The organism is Streptomyces sp. ID05-26A (genome assembly GCF_033794685.1).
GTDB lineage: Bacteria > Actinomycetota > Actinomycetes > Mycobacteriales > Pseudonocardiaceae > Lentzea.
The window spans coordinates 1,579,069-1,597,754 of sequence record NZ_JARAYZ010000001.1 but is presented as its reverse complement, the minus strand read 5'-3'; the positions used below and the strand labels follow the sequence as shown (position 1 = coordinate 1,597,754).

General features: G+C 68.6%; 13 protein-coding genes. 3 read left to right on the top strand and 10 right to left on the bottom strand.

From position 1 onward, the window contains the following. Positions 1–299: 299 nt before the first annotated feature. Positions 300–3,779 (top strand): DNA-directed RNA polymerase subunit beta, encoded by a 3,480-nt coding sequence (rpoB, locus tag PV646_RS07750; protein ID WP_500342322.1) that lies wholly within the window; start codon positions 300–302, stop codon positions 3,777–3,779. 100 nt (positions 3,780–3,879) lie between these two features. Continuing rightward, the gene (locus PV646_RS07745; protein ID WP_500340764.1) at positions 3,880–7,776 is read left to right on the top strand and encodes a DNA-directed RNA polymerase subunit beta'; all 3,897 of its coding nucleotides are present in this window, start codon (positions 3,880–3,882) and stop codon (positions 7,774–7,776) included. 54 nt (positions 7,777–7,830) lie between these two features. On the opposite strand, the gene PV646_RS07740 is transcribed toward PV646_RS07745, so the two are convergent. Together PV646_RS07740 and PV646_RS07735 are read right to left on the bottom strand one after the other, a co-directional pair. Next, on the bottom strand, positions 7,831–8,109 hold the full coding sequence (locus PV646_RS07740; RefSeq protein WP_500340763.1) for a DUF418 domain-containing protein: 279 nt from the start codon (positions 8,107–8,109) through the stop codon (positions 7,831–7,833). Further along, positions 8,097–8,867, bottom strand: coding sequence for a DUF418 domain-containing protein (locus PV646_RS07735; RefSeq protein WP_500340762.1), 771 nt, complete (start codon positions 8,865–8,867; stop codon positions 8,097–8,099). Before PV646_RS07735 ends, PV646_RS07740 begins: the two co-directional genes overlap by 13 nt. On the opposite strand from PV646_RS07735, the gene PV646_RS07730 reads away from it, so the two are divergent. Beyond that, entirely contained in the window at positions 8,841–9,293 is a 453-nt protein-coding gene (locus PV646_RS07730) for a TetR-like C-terminal domain-containing protein (protein WP_500340761.1), read from the top strand. The two genes, PV646_RS07735 and PV646_RS07730, sit on opposite strands and share 27 nt — an antisense overlap. Here PV646_RS07730 and PV646_RS07725 read toward each other — a convergent pair. The 8 genes from PV646_RS07725 to PV646_RS07690 all read right to left on the bottom strand — a co-directional run bounded on the left by PV646_RS07725 (position 9,290) and on the right by PV646_RS07690 (position 18,670). After that, positions 9,290–9,571, bottom strand: a complete 282-nt coding sequence (locus PV646_RS07725; RefSeq protein ID WP_500340760.1) for a DUF4287 domain-containing protein — start codon at positions 9,569–9,571, stop codon at positions 9,290–9,292. The genes PV646_RS07730 and PV646_RS07725 overlap by 4 nt on opposite strands. 106 nt (positions 9,572–9,677) lie before the next feature. Next, positions 9,678–10,115, bottom strand: coding sequence for a hypothetical protein (locus PV646_RS07720; RefSeq protein WP_500340759.1), 438 nt, complete (start codon positions 10,113–10,115; stop codon positions 9,678–9,680). Further along, on the bottom strand, positions 10,112–10,558 hold the full coding sequence (locus tag PV646_RS07715) for a hypothetical protein (RefSeq protein WP_452255807.1): 447 nt from the start codon (positions 10,556–10,558) through the stop codon (positions 10,112–10,114). Before PV646_RS07715 ends, PV646_RS07720 begins: the two co-directional genes overlap by 4 nt. A gap of 89 nt (positions 10,559–10,647) precedes the next feature. After that, on the bottom strand, positions 10,648–10,959 hold the full coding sequence (locus PV646_RS07710) for a TFIIB-type zinc ribbon-containing protein (protein ID WP_500340758.1): 312 nt from the start codon (positions 10,957–10,959) through the stop codon (positions 10,648–10,650). Positions 10,960–10,998: 39 nt separating this feature from the next. Beyond that, positions 10,999–11,823 carry a phosphotransferase family protein gene (locus PV646_RS07705; protein WP_500340757.1) on the bottom strand — a complete coding sequence of 275 codons (825 nt, stop codon included), beginning with the start codon at positions 11,821–11,823 and terminating at the stop codon, positions 10,999–11,001. A 12-nt stretch (positions 11,824–11,835) separates the two neighbouring features. Beyond that, a complete protein-coding gene (locus PV646_RS07700; RefSeq protein WP_500340756.1) occupies positions 11,836–13,353 on the bottom strand; it encodes a hypothetical protein in 1,518 nt (505 codons plus the stop codon). Then, positions 13,350–14,048: a hypothetical protein gene (locus PV646_RS07695; RefSeq protein WP_500340755.1), complete on the bottom strand. Its 699-nt coding sequence runs from the start codon at positions 14,046–14,048 to the stop codon at positions 13,350–13,352. The genes PV646_RS07700 and PV646_RS07695 overlap by 4 nt, the downstream gene beginning before the upstream one ends. Then, positions 14,045–18,670 (bottom strand): WXG100 family type VII secretion target, encoded by a 4,626-nt coding sequence (locus PV646_RS07690; protein ID WP_500340754.1) that lies wholly within the window; start codon positions 18,668–18,670, stop codon positions 14,045–14,047. The genes PV646_RS07695 and PV646_RS07690 overlap by 4 nt, the downstream gene beginning before the upstream one ends. Between the last annotated feature and the right edge of the window lie 16 nt (positions 18,671–18,686).

Genomic DNA, 18,686 nt, shown 5'->3' with positions numbered 1-18,686 from the left:
TGTTTCCCCAGGTCAATTGGGTGACTTGCAGTAAACGGCGCTCCATCCAGAGGGTGGATCGACCCGCAACATCTTGACTGCGCGCTCATGCAGGGTCACTCTGTCGGTGAGCAAGAGGAGGGTCCTTCCAGGTGCCTCTCGACAGTCGCCGTGCGCGTGGCTAGACTGCCCCTTTGCGCTGCCCATTTTCCGCTTGCCCTTCGCCGAGAGCGTGGATTAGTCGAGCAGCGCCGCACCCTTGACAGCCGTGCTAGTTCGCTCTAGCCAGCTATTTGTCCCTGGAAGGACGCATCTTGGCGATCTCTCGCGCGACCAAGGCCACTGCTGCGACCAACTCCACGTCGGGGATCCCTGGAGCGCCGAAGCGGGTCTCGTTCGCGAAGATTCACGAGCCGCTTTCGACGCCCAACCTGCTTGACCTGCAGATCCAGTCCTTTGAATGGCTCACCGGTGACGAGGCGTGGTTCCAGCGCCGTATCGACGCCGGTGACGAGAACCCGACGGGCGGCCTCGAAGAGGTCCTCAACGAGATCTCGCCGATCGAGGACTTCTCCGGCTCCATGTCACTGTCCTTCTCCGACCCGCGCTTCGACGAGGTCAAGGCCTCGACCGAAGAGTGCAAGGACAAGGACATGACGTACGCGGCACCGTTGTTCGTCACGGCGGAGTTCACCAACCACACCACTGGCGAGATCAAGAGCCAGACGGTGTTCATGGGTGACTTCCCGATGATGACGAACAAGGGCACGTTCATCATCAACGGCACTGAGCGCGTGGTGGTCTCTCAGCTCGTGCGTTCGCCCGGTGTGTACTACGACACCGCGGTCGACAAGACGACCGACAAGGACGTCTTCAGCGTCAAGATCATCCCGTCTCGGGGTGCTTGGCTGGAGTTCGACGTCGACAAGCGCGACACCGTCGGTGTCCGCATCGACCGGAAGCGTCGCCAGCCGGTGACGGTGCTGTTGAAGGCTCTGGGCTGGAGCACGGAGCAGATTCGCGAGCGGTTCGCGTTCAGCGAGACGTTGCTGACCACGCTCGAGAAGGACCACACCGCAGGCACCGACGAGGCGTTGCTCGACATCTACCGCAAGCTGCGCCCCGGCGAGCCCCCGACGAAGGAGTCGGCGCAGGCCCTGCTGGAGAACCTGTTCTTCAAGGACAAGCGCTACGACCTGGCGAAGGTTGGCCGTTACAAGGTCAACAAGAAGCTGGGCCTGGACACCGAGATCAACACCGGTGTCCTGACCGAGGACGACATCGTCACGACGATCGAGTACCTCGTTCGCCTGCACGCGGGTGAGACGCTGATGGACGCCGCCGCCGGTGGCGACGTGCCCGTCGAGGTCGACGACATCGACCACTTCGGCAACCGTCGTCTGCGCACCGTGGGCGAGCTGATCCAGAACCAGATCCGCGTCGGCCTGTCCCGCATGGAGCGCGTCGTCCGCGAGCGCATGACCACGCAGGACGTCGAGGCCATCACGCCGCAGACCCTGATCAACATCCGTCCCGTCGTGGCGGCGATCAAGGAGTTCTTCGGCACCTCGCAGCTCTCGCAGTTCATGGACCAGACCAACCCGCTCGCGGGTCTGACCCACAAGCGCCGCCTGTCGGCACTGGGTCCGGGCGGTCTGTCCCGTGAGCGCGCCGGCATGGAGGTCCGCGACGTCCACCCGTCGCACTACGGCCGCATGTGCCCGATCGAGACGCCGGAAGGCCCGAACATCGGTCTGATCGGTTCGCTCTCGAGCTACGCGCGGGTCAACCCGTTCGGCTTCATCGAGACGCCGTACCGCAAGGTCACCGACGGCCGGGTCACCGACCAGATCGACTACCTGACCGCGGACGAGGAAGACCGCTTCGTCAAGGCGCAGGCGAACTCGCCGACCGACGACGAGGGCAACTTCACCGACGACCGCGTTCTCGTCCGCAAGAAGGGCGGCGAGGTCGAGTTCATCGACCCGACCGACGTCGACTACATGGACGTCTCGCCGCGCCAGATGGTGTCGGCCGCGACGGCCATGATCCCGTTCCTCGAGCACGACGACGCGAACCGCGCCCTGATGGGTGCGAACATGCAGCGTCAGGCCGTGCCGCTGCTCCGCTCCGAGTCGCCGCTCGTCGGCACCGGCATGGAGCTGCGTGCCGCGGTCGACGCCGGTGACGTCGTCGTCGCGAAGAAGACGGGTGTGGTCGAGGAGGTCTCCGCCGACTACATCACCGTCATGGCCGACGACGGTGCGCGCAACACCTACGCGCTGCACAAGTTCCGTCGCTCGAACCAGGGCACCTGCATCAACCAGAAGCCCATCGTCAACGAGGGCGACCGGATCGAGGCGGGTCAGGTCCTGGCCGACGGTCCTTGCACCGAGAACGCCGAGATGGCGCTCGGCAAGAACCTGCTCGTGGCGATCATGCCGTGGGAAGGCCACAACTACGAGGACGCGATCATCCTGTCGCAGCGCCTCGTGCAGGACGACGTTCTCACCTCGATCCACATCGAGGAGCACGAGATCGACGCCCGCGACACGAAGCTCGGCGCCGAGGAGATCACCCGGGACATCCCGAACGTCTCCGAAGAGGTCCTGGCCGACCTGGACGAGCGCGGCATCATCCGCATCGGTGCCGAGGTCCAGCCCGGCGACATCCTCGTCGGCAAGGTCACGCCCAAGGGCGAGACCGAGCTGACGCCCGAGGAGCGCCTGCTCCGCGCGATCTTCGGTGAGAAGGCGCGCGAGGTCCGCGACACGTCGCTGAAGGTGCCGCACGGCGAGTACGGCAAGGTCATCGGCATCCGCGTCTTCTCGCGTGAGGACGACGACGAGCTGCCTCCGGGCGTGAACGAACTCGTCCGCGTCTACGTGGCCCAGAAGCGCAAGATCCAGGACGGTGACAAGCTCGCCGGCCGCCACGGCAACAAGGGCGTCATCGGCAAGATCCTCCCCGCGGAGGACATGCCGTTCCTCGAGGACGGCACGCCGGTCGACATCATCCTGAACACGCACGGTGTGCCGCGTCGTATGAACATCGGCCAGGTGCTGGAGACCCACCTCGGGTGGATCGCCAAGCAGGGCTGGAGCATCAACGGGGACCCGGACTGGGCGAAGAACCTGTCCGAGGACCTGATGGACGTGGAGCCCGGCACGAAGACCGCCACGCCGGTGTTCGACGGTGCGAAGGAAGAAGAGATCACGGGCCTGCTCGGCTCGACCATCCCGAACCGCGACGGTGAGCGGATGGTCAAGCAGAACGGCAAGGCGCAGCTCTTCGACGGCCGCTCCGGCGAGCCGTACCCGTTCCCGGTGTCCGTCGGCTACATGTACATCCTGAAGCTGCTGCACCTGGTGGACGACAAGATCCACGCGCGTTCGACCGGCCCGTACTCGATGATCACGCAGCAGCCGCTGGGTGGTAAGGCGCAGTTCGGTGGTCAGCGCTTCGGTGAGATGGAGTGCTGGGCGATGCAGGCGTACGGCGCCGCATACACCCTGCAGGAACTCCTCACCATCAAGTCCGACGACGTGCTTGGCCGCGTGAAGGTCTACGAGGCCATCGTCAAGGGCGAGAACATCCCGGAACCCGGTATCCCGGAGTCCTTCAAGGTGCTGCTCAAGGAGCTGCAGTCGCTCTGCCTCAACGTCGAGGTCCTGTCTTCGGACGGTGCCGCGATCGAGATGCGCGACGGCGACGACGAGGACCTGGAGCGCGCGGCCGCGAACCTCGGCATCAACCTGTCGAGGTCCGAGTCGCCCTCCGTGGACGACGTCGTCAACTAGTCACCTCGTCGGTCGGTGAAGGGGATGCCTCCCGCGTCCCCTTCACCGGCCCTCAGACCAGCTCCTTTGCCACCGATCTAAAAAGGGGAAGAGAGTAGACGTGCTCGACGTCAACTTCTTCGATGAGCTCCGTATCGGTCTCGCGACCGCGGACGACATCCGCCAGTGGTCTTTCGGCGAGGTCAAGAAGCCCGAGACCATCAACTACCGCACGCTCAAGCCTGAGAAGGACGGCTTGTTCTGCGAGAAGATCTTCGGTCCCACCCGGGACTGGGAGTGCTACTGCGGCAAGTACAAGCGCGTGCGCTTCAAGGGCATCATCTGTGAGCGCTGCGGCGTCGAGGTGACGCGTGCGAAGGTGCGTCGTGAGCGCATGGGCCACATCGAGCTCGCCGCTCCCGTCACGCACATCTGGTACTTCAAGGGCGTCCCCAGCCGGTTGGGCTACCTGCTCGACCTGGCCCCCAAGGACCTCGAGAAGATCATCTACTTCGCCGCCTACGTCATCGTGGGCGTGAACGCGGAGCTGCGCCACAACGACCTGCCGACGCTCGAGAGCGAGATGCAGGTCGAGCGCAAGCGCGTCGAGAACCGTCGCGACGCCGACGTGGAGGCCCGCGCCCAGAAGCTCGAGGCCGACCTGGCCGAGCTCGAGGCCGAGGGTGCCAAGTCCGACGTGCGCCGCAAGGTCAAGGAGGGTGGCGAACGTGAGATGCGCCAGCTCCGCGACCGCGCCCAGCGCGAGCTGGACCGCCTCGACGAGATCTGGTCCACGTTCACCAAGCTGGACAAGGCCCAGCTGATCGCGGACGAGCTCCTCTACCGCGAGCTGTACGACCGCTACGGCGACTACTTCACCGGTGCCATGGGCGCGGAGGCCATCCAGAAGCTCCTGGGTGACTACGACGTCGACGCCGAGTCCGAGATCCTGCGCGAGACGATCCGCAGCGGCAAGGGCCAGAAGAAGCTGCGGGCGCTCAAGCGCCTCAAGGTCGTCGCCGCCTTCGCGGCGACCCGCAACAACCCGCAGGGCATGGTCCTCGACTGCGTCCCGGTCATCCCGCCGGACCTGCGCCCGATGGTGCAGCTCGACGGTGGCCGTTTCGCGACGTCCGACCTGAACGACCTGTACCGCCGCGTGATCAACCGCAACAACCGCCTCAAGCGACTGATCGACCTCGGCGCGCCCGAGATCATCGTCAACAACGAGAAGCGGATGCTGCAGGAGGCCGTCGACGCGCTGTTCGACAACGGCCGCCGCGGCCGGCCGGTGACGGGTCCGGGCAACCGGCCGCTCAAGTCGCTGTCCGACCTGCTCAAGGGCAAGCAGGGCCGGTTCCGCCAGAACCTGCTCGGCAAGCGCGTCGACTACTCCGGCCGTTCGGTCATCGTGGTCGGCCCGCAGCTCAAGCTGCACCAGTGCGGTCTGCCCAAGCAGATGGCCCTGGAGCTCTTCAAGCCGTTCGTGATGAAGCGGCTCGTCGACCTCAACCACGCCCAGAACATCAAGTCCGCCAAGCGGATGGTCGAGCGTGCGCGCCCGGCCGTGTGGGACGTGCTGGAAGAGGTCATCACCGAGCACCCGGTGCTGCTGAACCGCGCACCCACGCTGCACCGCCTCGGCATCCAGGCCTTCGAGCCCCAGCTGGTCGAGGGCAAGGCCATCCAGCTGCACCCGCTGGTCTGTGAAGCGTTCAACGCCGACTTCGACGGTGACCAGATGGCAGTCCACCTGCCGCTGTCCGCCGAGGCGCAGGCCGAAGCCCGCGTCCTGATGCTGTCGTCGAACAACATCCTGTCCCCGGCGTCCGGCAAGCCGCTGGCCATGCCGCGTCTGGACATGGTGACGGGCCTGTACCACCTGACCCGTCACAAGCCCGGCGACATCGGCGAGGGCCACTCGTACTCGTCGCCCGCCGAGGCCCTGATGGCGTTCGACCGCAAGGTCCTGGGCCTGCAGTCGATGGTGAAGATCCGCGTCTCCGACAAGAACCCGCCCAAGGGCCAGGAGCCCGAAGGCTGGGAGCCCGGTCAGCCGTGGCTCGCGGAGACCACGCTGGGTCGCGTGCTGTTCAACGAGATCCTGCCGCAGGACTACGCCTTCATCAACGAGGTCATGCCCAAGAAGCGGCAGGCCGTGATCATCAACGACCTCGCCGAGCGGTACCCGATGGTCACCGTCGCCCGGACGCTGGACAAGCTGAAGGACGCCGGTTTCCACTGGGCCACCCGCTCCGGTGTCACGGTCGCGATCTCGGACGTCCTCGTCCCGGCGGCGAAGCAGGACATCCTCGAGGAGCACGAGCGCCTCGCGGACGCCGTCGAGAAGCGCTACCAGCGCGGTCAGCTCTCGCACGACGAGCGCAACTCCGAGCTGGTCAAGGTGTGGACCAAGGCCACCGAGCAGGTCCACGAGATCATGGAAGACAACTTCCCCGAGGACAACTCGATCCGCGTCATCGTGCAGTCCGGCGCCGCCGGCAACATGACGCAGGTCCGTTCGCTCGCGGGTATGCGTGGTCTCGTAACCAACCCGAAGGGTGAGTACATCCCGCGCCCGATCAAGAACTCGTTCCGCGAGGGCTTGTCGGTGCTCGAGTACTTCATCGCGACGCACGGTGCTCGTAAGGGTCTGGCCGACACCGCGCTGCGTACCGCCGACTCGGGTTACCTGACCCGTCGTCTGGTGGACGTCTCGCAGGACGTCATCATCCGCGAGGTCGACTGCGGCACCACCCGTGGTGTGCAGATGACCGTCGGCGAGCAGCTGGGCGACAAGGTCGGCCTGCACGAGTTCGCGCAGACCTCGGTCTACGCCCGCACGGTCGCGGACGACATCACCGACGCGCAGGGCAACCTGGTCCTGAACCGCGGCGACGACCTCGGCGACCCGGCACTCGTGTCGCTGGTCGAGGCCGGCATCGTCCGCGTGAAGGTGCGTTCGGTGCTGACCTGCGAGTCCCCGGTCGGTGTGTGCGCGTCCTGCTACGGCCGCTCGATGGCGACCGGCCAGCTGGTCGACGTCGGCGAGGCCGTCGGCATCGTCGCCGCCCAGTCGATCGGTGAGCCCGGCACGCAGCTGACGATGCGTACGTTCCACCAGGGCGGTGTGGCCGGTGACGACATCACGACCGGTCTGCCCCGTGTCCAGGAGCTCTTCGAGGCCCGCGTCCCGAAGGGCAAGGCGCCGATCGCCGACGTGGACGGTCGCGTCCGCATCGAGGACGGCGACCGCTTCTGGAAGATCACGCTGATCCCGGACGACGGTTCCGAGGAGATCGTGTTCGAGAAGCTGTCCAAGCGTCAGCGTCTCGCCAACACGGCCACCGGCCCGCTGCAGGACGGCGACCACGTGTCCGTCGGCCAGCAGCTGCTGGAAGGTACTCCCGACCCGCACGAGGTCCTGCGTGTCATGGGCCCGCGCGAGGCGCAGCTGCACCTCGTGGGTGAGGTGCAGAAGGTGTACCGCGCCCAGGGTGTGGCGATCCACGACAAGCACATCGAGGTCATCGTCCGGCAGATGCTCCGCCGGGTCACGATCATCGACTCGGGTGCCACGGAGTTCCTGCCGGGCTCGCTCGTCGAGCGCGCGGACTTCGAGTCGGGCAACCGCGCCGTCGTCGCCGAGGGTGGCGAGCCGGCTGCCGGTCGTCCGGTGCTGATGGGTATCACGAAGGCCTCGCTGGCGACCGACTCGTGGCTGTCCGCGGCGTCGTTCCAGGAGACCACGCGTGTGCTGACCGACGCCGCCATCAACGGGCGTTCGGACAAGCTCATCGGCCTCAAGGAGAACGTGATCATCGGTAAGTTGATCCCGGCTGGTACGGGCATCAACCGCTACCGCAACATCCAGGTCCAGCCGACCGAGGAGGCGCGTGCCGCTGCGTACGCGATCCCCTCGTACGACGACGGGTACTACACCCCGGACGTCTTCGGCACGGGCACTGGTGCCGCGGTGCCGCTGGACGACTACGACTTCGGTCGCGACTACCGCTAGTCGGTTGTCTTCGAACGGCCCTCGGAGCTTCGCGCTCCGGGGGCCGTTCGGCGTTCACCGGTAGGCGAGCTTGCGGAGCAGCGTCTCCGCCGGCCCCGGCAGGTCGTTGCGCCGCAACACTTCCGCGAACACCACGGTGGCCAGCCAGGTGAGCACGGCGATGCCGGACGCCGCGGCGGTGCCCACCTCCGTGCCGAGTCCTCCCGCGTAGGGCACGAACACGGCCACGAACACCACGGACTGCAGCAGGTAGCAGGTCATCGACCGCTGCCCGCAGGCGGCGAGCGCCGTGATCACCGGACCTGGGGTGAGGTGAACGGCTAGAAGCCCCACGAGGGCCGCGTAGCCGAGGCCGCCGACGGGCCGTGCAGCACGTAGAGAGCGACCTCCGGTGCGCCGTTCCAGAGCCCGGTGTCGACCAGTGCCAACGGGATCCCGCCTGCAACGGCCGTGCCGATGCCGATGAACGCGATGGCGCGCAAAGCCTTCTGGTGCTCGTGCGGCTCGATCAGCATCTTCCGCTTGGCGGCCCACACGCCGAGCAGGAACGGCACGACCAGGTCGATGATCAAGAACGGCGTGAGCGCACCCCACAACGTGATCCGGTCGATCATCGCGGTCACCGGATCCGTCGCCGAGACCATTCCCGACGCGCCGCCGAACTCCGCGATCCGCAGGCCCGCCAGAGCGGTCGCCGTGCCGTGCACTGCCAGCCACAGTCCGGCGAACACCAGCAACGACCGGTCTTTCCAGCGCACAGCGCCGGCGAGGACCAGTTCGAGCAGCCCGTATGCGGCGAGGATGTCGCCGAAGAACAGCAGCAGTGCGTGAGCGCATCCGAACGCCAGCAACCACGCGGATCGCCGCCGCAGCACGCGCCGTGCGTCATCGCCTCGTCTCGCAGCGATCTGCACGAACCCGTAGCCGAACAACGCGGCGAACATCGGCATGGCCCGCCCGTCGACCAAGGTGATCTGAACCCCCGTGACCACCATGTCGAGCGGGCTGCCGTCGATCGCGTACGACCTGAAGCCGGTCGCCTGCGGTGACAGGTACATGTGGGCGTGCGCCAGGGCGATGAGCAGCAGCATCACGCCCTGTGCGAGATCCGGCGCAAGTGCGCGCTGGGTGAGTCCTACCCGGTGGAGGTGCCGACGCCGGCGGCGGACGACCTGAGGGCGGACCTCATCGCGGCGCTGACCTTGCTCACGGACTGGATGGCCACTCCGGCGGCCAATGCGGTGCTGGCGATCACGTCCGAGCGCGAGCGTTATCCGGAGCTGGCGGAAACGTTGTGGGACAAGGTGTTCGACCCTCGTGGCGGCACCTTCACCACGACCGTGCTGCGCTGGTACGCCGACCGCGGCCGACTCGACCCGGCACGCCTGACGCCGATCACCACCCAGATCGGCGAGGCGCTCGTCTTCAAGCTGGCCATCGACAACAGCCGCATCCCGTCGGCCGACGAGGTCACCGCGATCGTGGACGAGGCGTTGCTGCCCGCGCTGGGGCTCTAGCGGTTGGCGATGCCGTCCAGTCGGAGCGTCGTCGACTCGTCCCGGTGGGTGCCCTGGGTGCCGACGTGCTTCTCGCTGATCTGCGGGCCGTTCTTGAGGACGTGGTAGAGCGCCATGCCGTGGCCTCGGCCCAGGTCGTGGTCGCTCTTCAGCCACTCCAGGAACACGCCCGCCTTGGTCGAGCCGTCGTAGCCCCGGCTGGTTGCCTCCGCCAGCAGTTCGGCCGGGGTCTTGCCGGTCTTCTTCTCCGCGCCGTCGAGGTAGGCCTGGAAGGACATGGTGGGCTCCGTTCGTCTGGTGAACCCCAGCTTAGGACAACTATGTCTGTCTTGACAAGAAAATTTGTCGGTGAGCTCTGCTCGTGGTCAGGACCTTCGAAGGGTGCTAGCGGCGGCGGGCCCTGGCCAGCGCTCTGGCTCGGATCACCAGGTCGTCCACGAGGTGTTCGTCCACCAGGGGCGGGATGCCGCTCTCATCCGTGCAGCAACGGGGTTTGGTGCGCTTCTCCGACAGGCGGGGTCGTACGCCGGCCATCTCGTACAGGGCTTCGTAGAGGTCCAGGCCCGGGTCGTCGTCGTGCGGGCCCACGAGGAGCACCCACACGACGTCGGGGGACGGGAAGGCGACCACGACGCGGTCCGCACCCCGCAGGTGCTTCACGCACAGGCGCGGTAGTGGTTCCGGGCCGGTGACCCGGTAGCCGAGAGCGGCGCAGCCCGAGTGGGCGAGTTCGTCCAGGAAGCGTTCGTAGGCCACGCGGGCTCTGCCGCGCAGGCCGTCGGCCTGGGCGTGAGCGGTGGGGGTTTCGACTACCTCGATCAAACCGGGCGGACCACGCGTCCCCTGCCGCTGCGCATCTCGTCCAGGGAGTTGGCGAGGTCTTGGCGGTCCAGCAGTGACTGGTCGCTCAGGCGGCGGTGGACTTCGTCGATCAGGCCGCGGGTCTTGCCGGCGCGGCGGAGGTCGGAGACGAGGTGGAGCACCTCGTGCAGGCGCACGGTGTCGAGCAGCATGCGCGGTTCCTGGCTGTGGATGGCGAGCACGCCCTCTCGGGCCCAGGCTTTCACCGTTTTCTCGGTGAGGTCGAGGAGTTCGCCTGCCACCACGGGACGGACCGGCGGGGCTTGGCGGAGGGTCTTGGCGACCACGCCGTCGAGGCGGGCGCGGCGTTCGTCGTCTTCTGACAGGGATGACGCGACGGCTTCCAGCTCTTCGATCGTGTCGAAGAGGTCGCGGATGTGGGCGGCCTCGGTCGCGACAGACATGGCCACTCCTCTCGTTGACTACCGATTATCCACTACTTTTTCGGTAGTCGTCAACGGCCCCGGAGCAGGGATCCGGGGCCGTTGCGCACTCAGGAGGAGAAGAAGAGACCACCGAGGCCGCGGTGCTTGCGGTGGCCGTAGCCGTAGCCGGCGTGGCCGCCACCGTGGTGGTGGTGGATCTGCTGCGGCTGCGCGCCCCAGGCGGGCTGGGCCGGCTGCGGGTAGGCGGCGGGCGGCGGCGCGACGGGCGGCGGCGGGGCCTGCATCTGGGACTCGAGGCGCGTGATCGACTCGAGCTCGCCGTAGTCGAGGAAGACCCCGCGGCAGCCGTCGCACTGCTCGATGTGAACGCCCATGCGGTCGAACGTGCGCATGTTCGCATGACACTTGGGACACTGCATCGTGGTGAGCCTCCTGCGGTGGGACCGGACAAAACGATATTAGCCGCGGTCACTGCTCTCGTGCGTCGCGACGATCCGACGACAGGCTTCAACCAGCGGTTCCACTGCCTGCAACCCGGACATGAGTGCCCGAGCCGCCATCTGCACAACGTACGCCTGAGCCGGGATGTTGAGCGCTTCCCATTCGGATGTCGGCAGCGCCACACCACCCGTTTCACGGTAGGCGTTGAGGAACCGCGCCCACAGGTCGTCGGGCAACACCCCGGCGGCGAACAAAGCCGCAGGTCGTGCCAGATCCCACACCGGATCTCCGACCCCGAGATCGTCCACGTCGATGAGCCGCCAGGAACCCCGGTGCACCAACTGCCCGAGGTGCCAATCGCCGTGGATCAACGCACGGCCGTTCAGCTCCAACGGCGGCAACACCTCGTACGCACGCAACACCACATCGGCGTGCGGCAAGTCCGGCGGCAACGCCCGAATAGCGCGCACGATCCGTTCCGGCGTACCGGCCACAGGCCCCTGCACGGGCAACACGTGCAGCTTCGCCAGCAGCGCCGCGCTCTCTTCCCACGGCGCCTTGTCAGGGTCCTCCTGACTCACCGGCGTCCCGTACGCCCACACCGTCACCGGCCGGTCGTCCACGAACTGCAGCGGCATCACCGGCGGCACGAACAACTCGGGGTGCGCGGCCGCGATCTCCAGCCGCTGCGCGAGCGCCTCGACGTCGGTGTCCGCCGGCAACGCCTTGGCCACGACGTCGCCGACGCGCACGACCACGACGTCACCACGGTCGCCGCCCAGCACCTCCGGGTCGGCGGAAGAGCCGGTCAGCGAGGCCATCGCCGCGATCAGGTCGTCCACGCGCACAGTGAATCAGGTGCGTTGCAGGGATCCCGCGTAGGAGTAGAAGAAGCCGATCAGGTAGGTCGCCGCGTCACCAGGGCTGTCGAACGCGGCGTAGAAGCGGCGATCCTCGTCGTACAGCCAGAACACGACGTACCGGTCGCCTTCGCGCACCAGGCACAGCGCACCGTCGACGACGGTGCCCAGCGAGTACGAGGCCGGGTCCAGGTTCAGGTGGGCGGCGGTCGCCAGCACCGCACTGGCAGCCTGTTCGAACTCCTCGGTGAGGCCCGGCTCGACGTCCGGCGCACCGGTGGCCACGGCGAGAGCACGTGCTCGCACCGCGGACGGAAGCTGGGTCGGCGTGCGGTACTGCTGCGCACGGACGTGGCCCAGGAACGCGACGTCCGGCGCGATGTCGTGGTGTTCGAGGTAGTGCGGCACCGAGCCGGACCAGACGAACCTGCCGTCCGTGCGGAACACCATGGGCACCGAGTCCGGATGTGCCGGATCCACCGCGTCCGGTGCGAAGCCCCGGGAGGCCAGCACGACCGGTGCACGGGTGAGGTAGTCGAGGAGCAGCTGCTTCTCGCCGGCCGTCACCGGCGTGCGATGGCAGATCGCGACCCCTTGCTCGGACATGCCGTCGACCGCGCGCACCAGCAGCAGCTCGGGGGACGCCCGCGGCATCTCCTCCGGCTCGGGGTTGATCACCGCGTTCATGGCGCTCGCCGCAGCGAGCCAGTCGGGCACGTGGGTCGGGAACCGCGGGAAGAAGGTCGCTTCGTGCCGCAGCGCCTGAACCGCGAAGTCGGCGCGGTCCTCGAAGTACGGCTGCCACGCGGGTTCGGTCTCGGTGTCGAAGGCGAGAGTCGGCAGCTGTCCGGGTTCGAGGGTGTAGCGAGCGGTGAACCAGGTTCCCGACGGGAAGCTGTGGCCCGCTGCCCTCAGGCGGTGGAACCACTGGCTGACCGACGCCGGAGGCAGCCAGTAGTGCTCCTCACCGTCCGCAGTGGACAGCGTGGTCGTGAGCGACTGCCAGCCCGCCGTCGCCTCGCACTCGACGTGGATGCGCTGCCAGCCCTCAGCCGCGGCGGCGGAGAGTTCGGCGGTGATCGCGTCGACGATCGAGTCGAGGCGTGGCTCGGCGACAGGACCCCACGGCAGCGCCACGCTCTGCCCGGCGGGTGGCTCGTCGAGGAACGCGAGGTGGTTCACCCGCAGTTGGCTGAGCTTGTCGCACGAGCCGGGAGACTTCCTGACGCGCCAGTACCTCGGCCGAGACCCCGTGAACGGGTGGCAGACGAGATCGCCCTCGTCCGAGACGCCCTCGATCGCGAAGATCGCACCGTCCTCGTGTGCCACCGCGGTCTGCGAGAACCACGACTCGACCAGGCTCGGCTGCAGCACGACGATGCCGTGCTCCGCTCCGGCGTCGAACGAGACGTGCTGGTGGTCGCGGACGTTCGCGATCTGCGCCGGGAACACCTGGCCCGACCACGCCACGAGCTGCGCCGTGCCCAGCGGTCCAGAGACGATCGCCTTCACCGGTTTCCTCCTGCCGGCGCCGCGACGGTGCCCATCGTCGTTGAAGCGGTGGGCAGCGGGCCCGTGCGCATGAAGTCGTCGAGGAGCGCTTCCCGCTCCTGCCACAGCTGGAGCAGGTCACTCGTGGGCCAGCGCAGTCCCGGCCAGTCCTCGCCGTTGAAGCGGATGCCGAGCGCGGGGTCGCGGCCGAGTGCCTTCAACACGTCGGTGCCCACGATCGTCATCCACCGCGGCCACTTCCCGGCCTCGACGCGGGCCGGTGTGGTGTAGACGTCCAGTGTCGGTCCGTCGGTGTCCGGCACGACACCGAGCACATCGCTCGAGTCGCAGCCCACCTGGAACTCGGCCTCCGCGAACGCGCCGACGAACGTGCCGAGCTGCACGAACCCGTTGAGCATGCGCCACAACTGAACTTCGAAGTGGTTCGCGAACTCGACGCCGCCCGCCGTCTTCGGGTGCGGCACGAACTCGGGGTTGCGCCATTCCTCGCCGGTGAAGGTGCCGTCGGGGCCGACCGCGCGGACGCCCATCAGCTGGAGGTGTCCCAGAGGAGCGAACTTCGGCTGGTTCGGGTCGAAGTAGCGGATCTCGCCGTTCGGTTTCCGAGCGGCGGCGGCCAGCTCCTTCTCGTCGATCTCCGGTAGCGGTGACGCGCCGAGGTAGGTGTCGACGCGCACCTCTGGGACCTGGCTCATGCCGCCATCTCTCTTTCGATCTCCTCGATTTCCGCGCGGTACTTGAAGCCTGGGTTGACCTGCGGATCGTTCAGGGTCTGGGTGGTGATCTCGCCGGTCTCCGGCGTGAAGCGGGTCGTCCGCGTCCACACCCGGTAGATGTACTCGCTGTGCATGCCGCCGGGGAACAGGAGTTCGCCCTCCCCGTGCGAGCCGCCGCCGTGGGCGTTGTCCCGGATGGTGGCGTCGACGTGGATTCCGCTCGGGTGGTACGCCTCGGTGACGTACTCGACCCGCTCGTAGACGCCCGGACCGACCTCGACGTCCCTCGGGGGGTGTGCGTTGTGGAACGTCGAGCTTTCCCGCTGCACGACGTGTTCCGCGCTCATCCCGAACGACGTGAAGGCCGAGTGGGTGTTCGGGCCCACGTGCGCCATGACGTTCATGTTCGTCGAGTCCTTGGGCTCGATTCCCGGCCCGCCGATGATCGGGTGCTCGAACCCGTCGAGGCGGAAGAGCGGCTTGCGCAGGAAGTCGGCGTCGTCCCGCCACACGACGGGTTCCCGCAGGTTCGCCATGTCGACCGGCTTGGCCATGCCGTCGAGCACGCTCCTGGGCATCGTCCGCGTCATGTCGGCAGGTAGTTCACCACCTGGCGCGAACGTGAGGTCCTGGTCGCTGGTATCGCGCCCGTGTCCCTCGTACGTACCGGCTGACTTCTGGTCGAACAGGTCGTTGACCCACTTCTGGAAGGTCTTCCAGCGGGGTTCCGCCGGCTTGGCCGGATCGGCGTCGTGCAGGAGGAGTTCGCCGTTCGGGCCCAGCGCCCAGTTGCGCGTCTTCGCCTGCCACTCGTCCGCGGTGAGGTTGGCGAACTCCGGGTGCTTGTCCCGGTAGTCCGCGATCGCGTCACGGAGTTCCGGGTCGTTGGACGGGTCGTACGCCTGTGGTCGCGGTGCGGGGGTCTCCGTGCCGGGCGGGCCCGAGTAGGTGGTGAAGGCCGGCGGCGGGGTGCGCTGGACCGGTGTCGTGTCGAACCGCGGCCGACTGTCCTGAGCGGGCCGCGGAGGAACCGGCTGGGTGTCCCTGATCGGTGCCGGGCGTGCGGGCACGTCGTGGCGCACCTGCGGGTTGTCGGCTCGCGGCGGCATCGGGCGCATGCCCTGCTGGTTCGGACCGGCCTGAGGTGGCGGCTGGCGGAAGGGCGGCTGCTGGCCGGGTGGTCCCTGGAACGGGCGCGGCTGCTGGCCAGGTGGCGCCATCCGTGGCTGCTGGGGTCCGTGGCGCGGTGCTTGCGAGTACTGCGGGCCGGGCGGCTGCTGGCGGTACCCCTGCTGCTGTTGGTGTTGCTGACCAGGGTGCTGATGCGGTTGCTGCTGCGGTTGGTTGTGGTGGCCTGGGGCCTGGTGGTGCTGCTGGTGGCGCGGATCAAAGCCGCGCTGCTGCCCCGCGTTGCGCGGGTCGAACCCTGGTTGCCGGTTGTGCTGGTCGAACGAGGGACGGTGTTGTTGCTGGGGACCGCCATGGTTCGGGTGGCGCTGCGGCATCTGGCCCTGCGGCATCTGGCCCTGCGGAGGCCGGCCGTGCATGGGCGCGCCGGGAGGCGGTGGCTGCCGGTGCTGCTGAGGTGGCTGCTGGTTGGGCAGCCACTGGCGTGGCCCGTTGCCCCTGGTCTCGTGGGGTGGTGGCGCGTTGCGCGGGGGAACCTCGCGCCAGACGCCGTCCGGGCCGGCGTGGTACTGGGAGGGCTCGCCGCGCTTCCACGCGAGCGGGCGCTTCTCCGGGACGTCCGAACCCCAGGTCGGCGTCGCGCCAGGGGGAACCGCCCGGTCGTGCTTGGTGCTGGTGCCGTCCGGCTTGAAGGTCACCCAGTCGCCGTTCGGAGGCCAGCCGGGGGAGTTGTCGCCGCGCTTGGGGTCGTGGTGCGTGGAGCTCGCGAACACGTTGCCCATGTCGTCGACCCAGGCGTCCTTGACGGGGGCGACGACCTCGACACCGAGTTCCTTGCTCAGGTGGGCCGCGAAGCCGTCCGGGTTGTTGCCGGTCTGACAGGAGAGCAGGCGGATCGGCTGCTTGCCGTCCCAGTCACCGGCGCCCCGGATGATGTCGGCGAGGTCCCTGGGAGTGAGCTTCGTGTCGCCGACCCGCACGCTGTCGACCGAGCCGTGGACGTCGACGGTGTAGCGGTGAGGGTCGGGAGCGACGGTGGTGGCGGAGACCGACGTCGACTTGACCCTGTCCCCGCCGCGCCCGGCGTCGTCGAGCAGCGACAGACCCGCCTTCGTGAACTCGGTGTGGTGTCGCAGGTGCTTGAGGTTGTCCGGCAGCGGGACCTCGCTGCGTCGCCGCATGAACTCCTCCATTGGAGTCCGTGCGGGCCGCTCGTGAGGAGTCGCCGCCTCGGCCGCGACCGGCCGTGGCTGGTCAGCCGCAGGGCGCTGGACGGGCTGGTGCTGCTGCGGTGCGGCGTGTTGTGGCGCCGCCTGCCGGGGTGGTGGGGCCTGATGGCGCGGCTGGTGCGGAGCGGGCGCCGCCACCGGCTGGTGGCGCGGGGGCGCGTGGTGCTGTTGCGGGGCGCTGTGTTGCTGGGCAGGGAAGTGCGAGGGTGCCTGCTGGACGTCCGCGTGACCGCGGTTCGGCTGCGGGCCGAAGGACTGCGGGGCGAACGGAGCGGACGTCGACGTGGCCGACTGGTGGACCACGTCCGCCGCAGGAGGCCGTTGCGAAGCCGGCCCCGCCGTGTGCTGGGGGCTCGGGCTGAACGGGGCGTTGGCCGGAGGCGGTGAGCCGTGCGGAGCCGTCGGCGAATGGCCACCTGGCGTCGGGCCGGTTCCTGGGGTGTGGCCTGGTGATGAGCCGTTCGTGCCCGGCGCGGGACCGGACGCGGGGTGATTCGCGCCGGCAGGTGGGCCGCCCGCGTGGGGGCCGTTGCCCGCGGGCGGGTGGTGTGCGGCTGAGGGCGAAGGGCTGTTGGACGGGTGGTGGCCGGCGGTCGGAGCACCGCCTGGGGGCGGGCCGCCGCTGGGGGAGTGGCCGCCCGCGGGCGACGGACCACCTGAGGGAGCAGGACTGCCGTGCGTGGGGGTCGGGCCGCTGTTCGCGGCCGGGGTGCTGTTGTGCGCGGGGCCGGCCGCCGGGGGTGCGCTGCCGTGCGTCGGGCCGCTCGGCGTCGGACTGCTGCTCGCAGCGGGGGCGCTGTTGTGCGCAGGGCCAGCCGCTGGAGGTGCGCTGCCGGGAGTGTGACCACCGCTGGGCGTCGGACTGCTGCTGGGTGAGAAGCCGCTGCCACTCGACGGGCTGCTGCTCGGTGAGAAGCCTCCGCCACTCGACGGGCTGCTGCTGGGCGAGAAGCCGCCACCCGACGGCGACGTGCCACCCATCGGTGGCGCCGACGGCATGGAGGTGCGCGGAGCGTTCGCCGCGGCCGGGGCGGTGGCCGGCGCCGGCTGGCCGGGGGACTGGCCTGCGCCCTGCTGTTGTGGTGGAGGCGGCGGTGCGGACGAGGCCGGGGTCGGGTCCGCTCGGTGGTGCGGCTGTTCCGTCGGCGGGGCCGCGTAGGAGGCCGCCGTGGCGTCGGCTGAACGGCGGGGTGGGGCTTCGGGGTCCGGGGTGGACGTCGGGGCCGTGGGAGGTGCGGGCGGGGGACCGTCCATGCGCGGGGCGGGTGTGGGGCCGTCCGGGCGTGGGGCGTCGGCGCGGGGCATGTCGCCTGCCGTGGGGACGCCGATGTCGGCGTTCATGCCCTCGATGCCCGACTTCATGCCCGAGGCGGAGCCGCTCACGGCGCCCGAGGTGGCGCCGAACAGGACGTCCTTGGCTTGGATGCCCTCCTCGCTCATGGCGCCTTCGGCCAGGGCCGAGCCCGCGCCGATGATGGCCTCCTCGGCGGCGTTGCGGCCGACCGAACGGCCGATGGAGTCGCCCACGCCGTCGCCCAGGACCTTGCCCATGCCGGCGCCCACGCCCGCGCCGATCACGCCGGAGACGAGGCCCGACTTGGCCGCGTCGAGGGTCATCTTCGTGTCGAGGGTGTCGCGGGTGCCCTTGGCCAGCTGGATGCCCTGGACGGCGAGGTCGGTGGCCACCGAGGTGGCGACCTCGATGCCCACCTGGAGGGCCAGCTTGCCGATGAGGTTGCGGCCCACCTGCTGCATCAGCTGCTGGACGAGTTGGCGGAAGACGATCTGCACGCCCGCGCGGGTCGCCAGCTGGGCCGGGACGATGCCCGCGGTCGAGGCGCCGAAGGACGCCACCGCGGACGCGATCATCACTGCGATCTGGATGGCCAGGATGACCAGGGCGATGATGATCGAGAGCTTGGCGTACTCGATCTGCATCGCGCAGTTGCGGCACGCCGTCGACAGCTTGTCGGAGACGTCCTTCATCTTGGGGAGGGTGGCTTCCTCGCCCTTGACGAACTTCTCCCAGTACTTCTTGAACGCCTCGGCCGCTTCGCCGTCCATGTTGGACGACGCCTGCTTGACCGCGTTCTCGGCCTCGCGCATGGCGTCGTCGACGTCGGTGGCGGCCTGCTTCCAGACCTCGGCGAGTCGTTGCAGCGCCGTTTCGTCGCCTTCCGGCCAGCTGTCGCCCACCACGATCGGGATGAGCCAGCGGACCTCGGCGGGCATCTCGATGCCCATGTGCGCAATCCCCCCA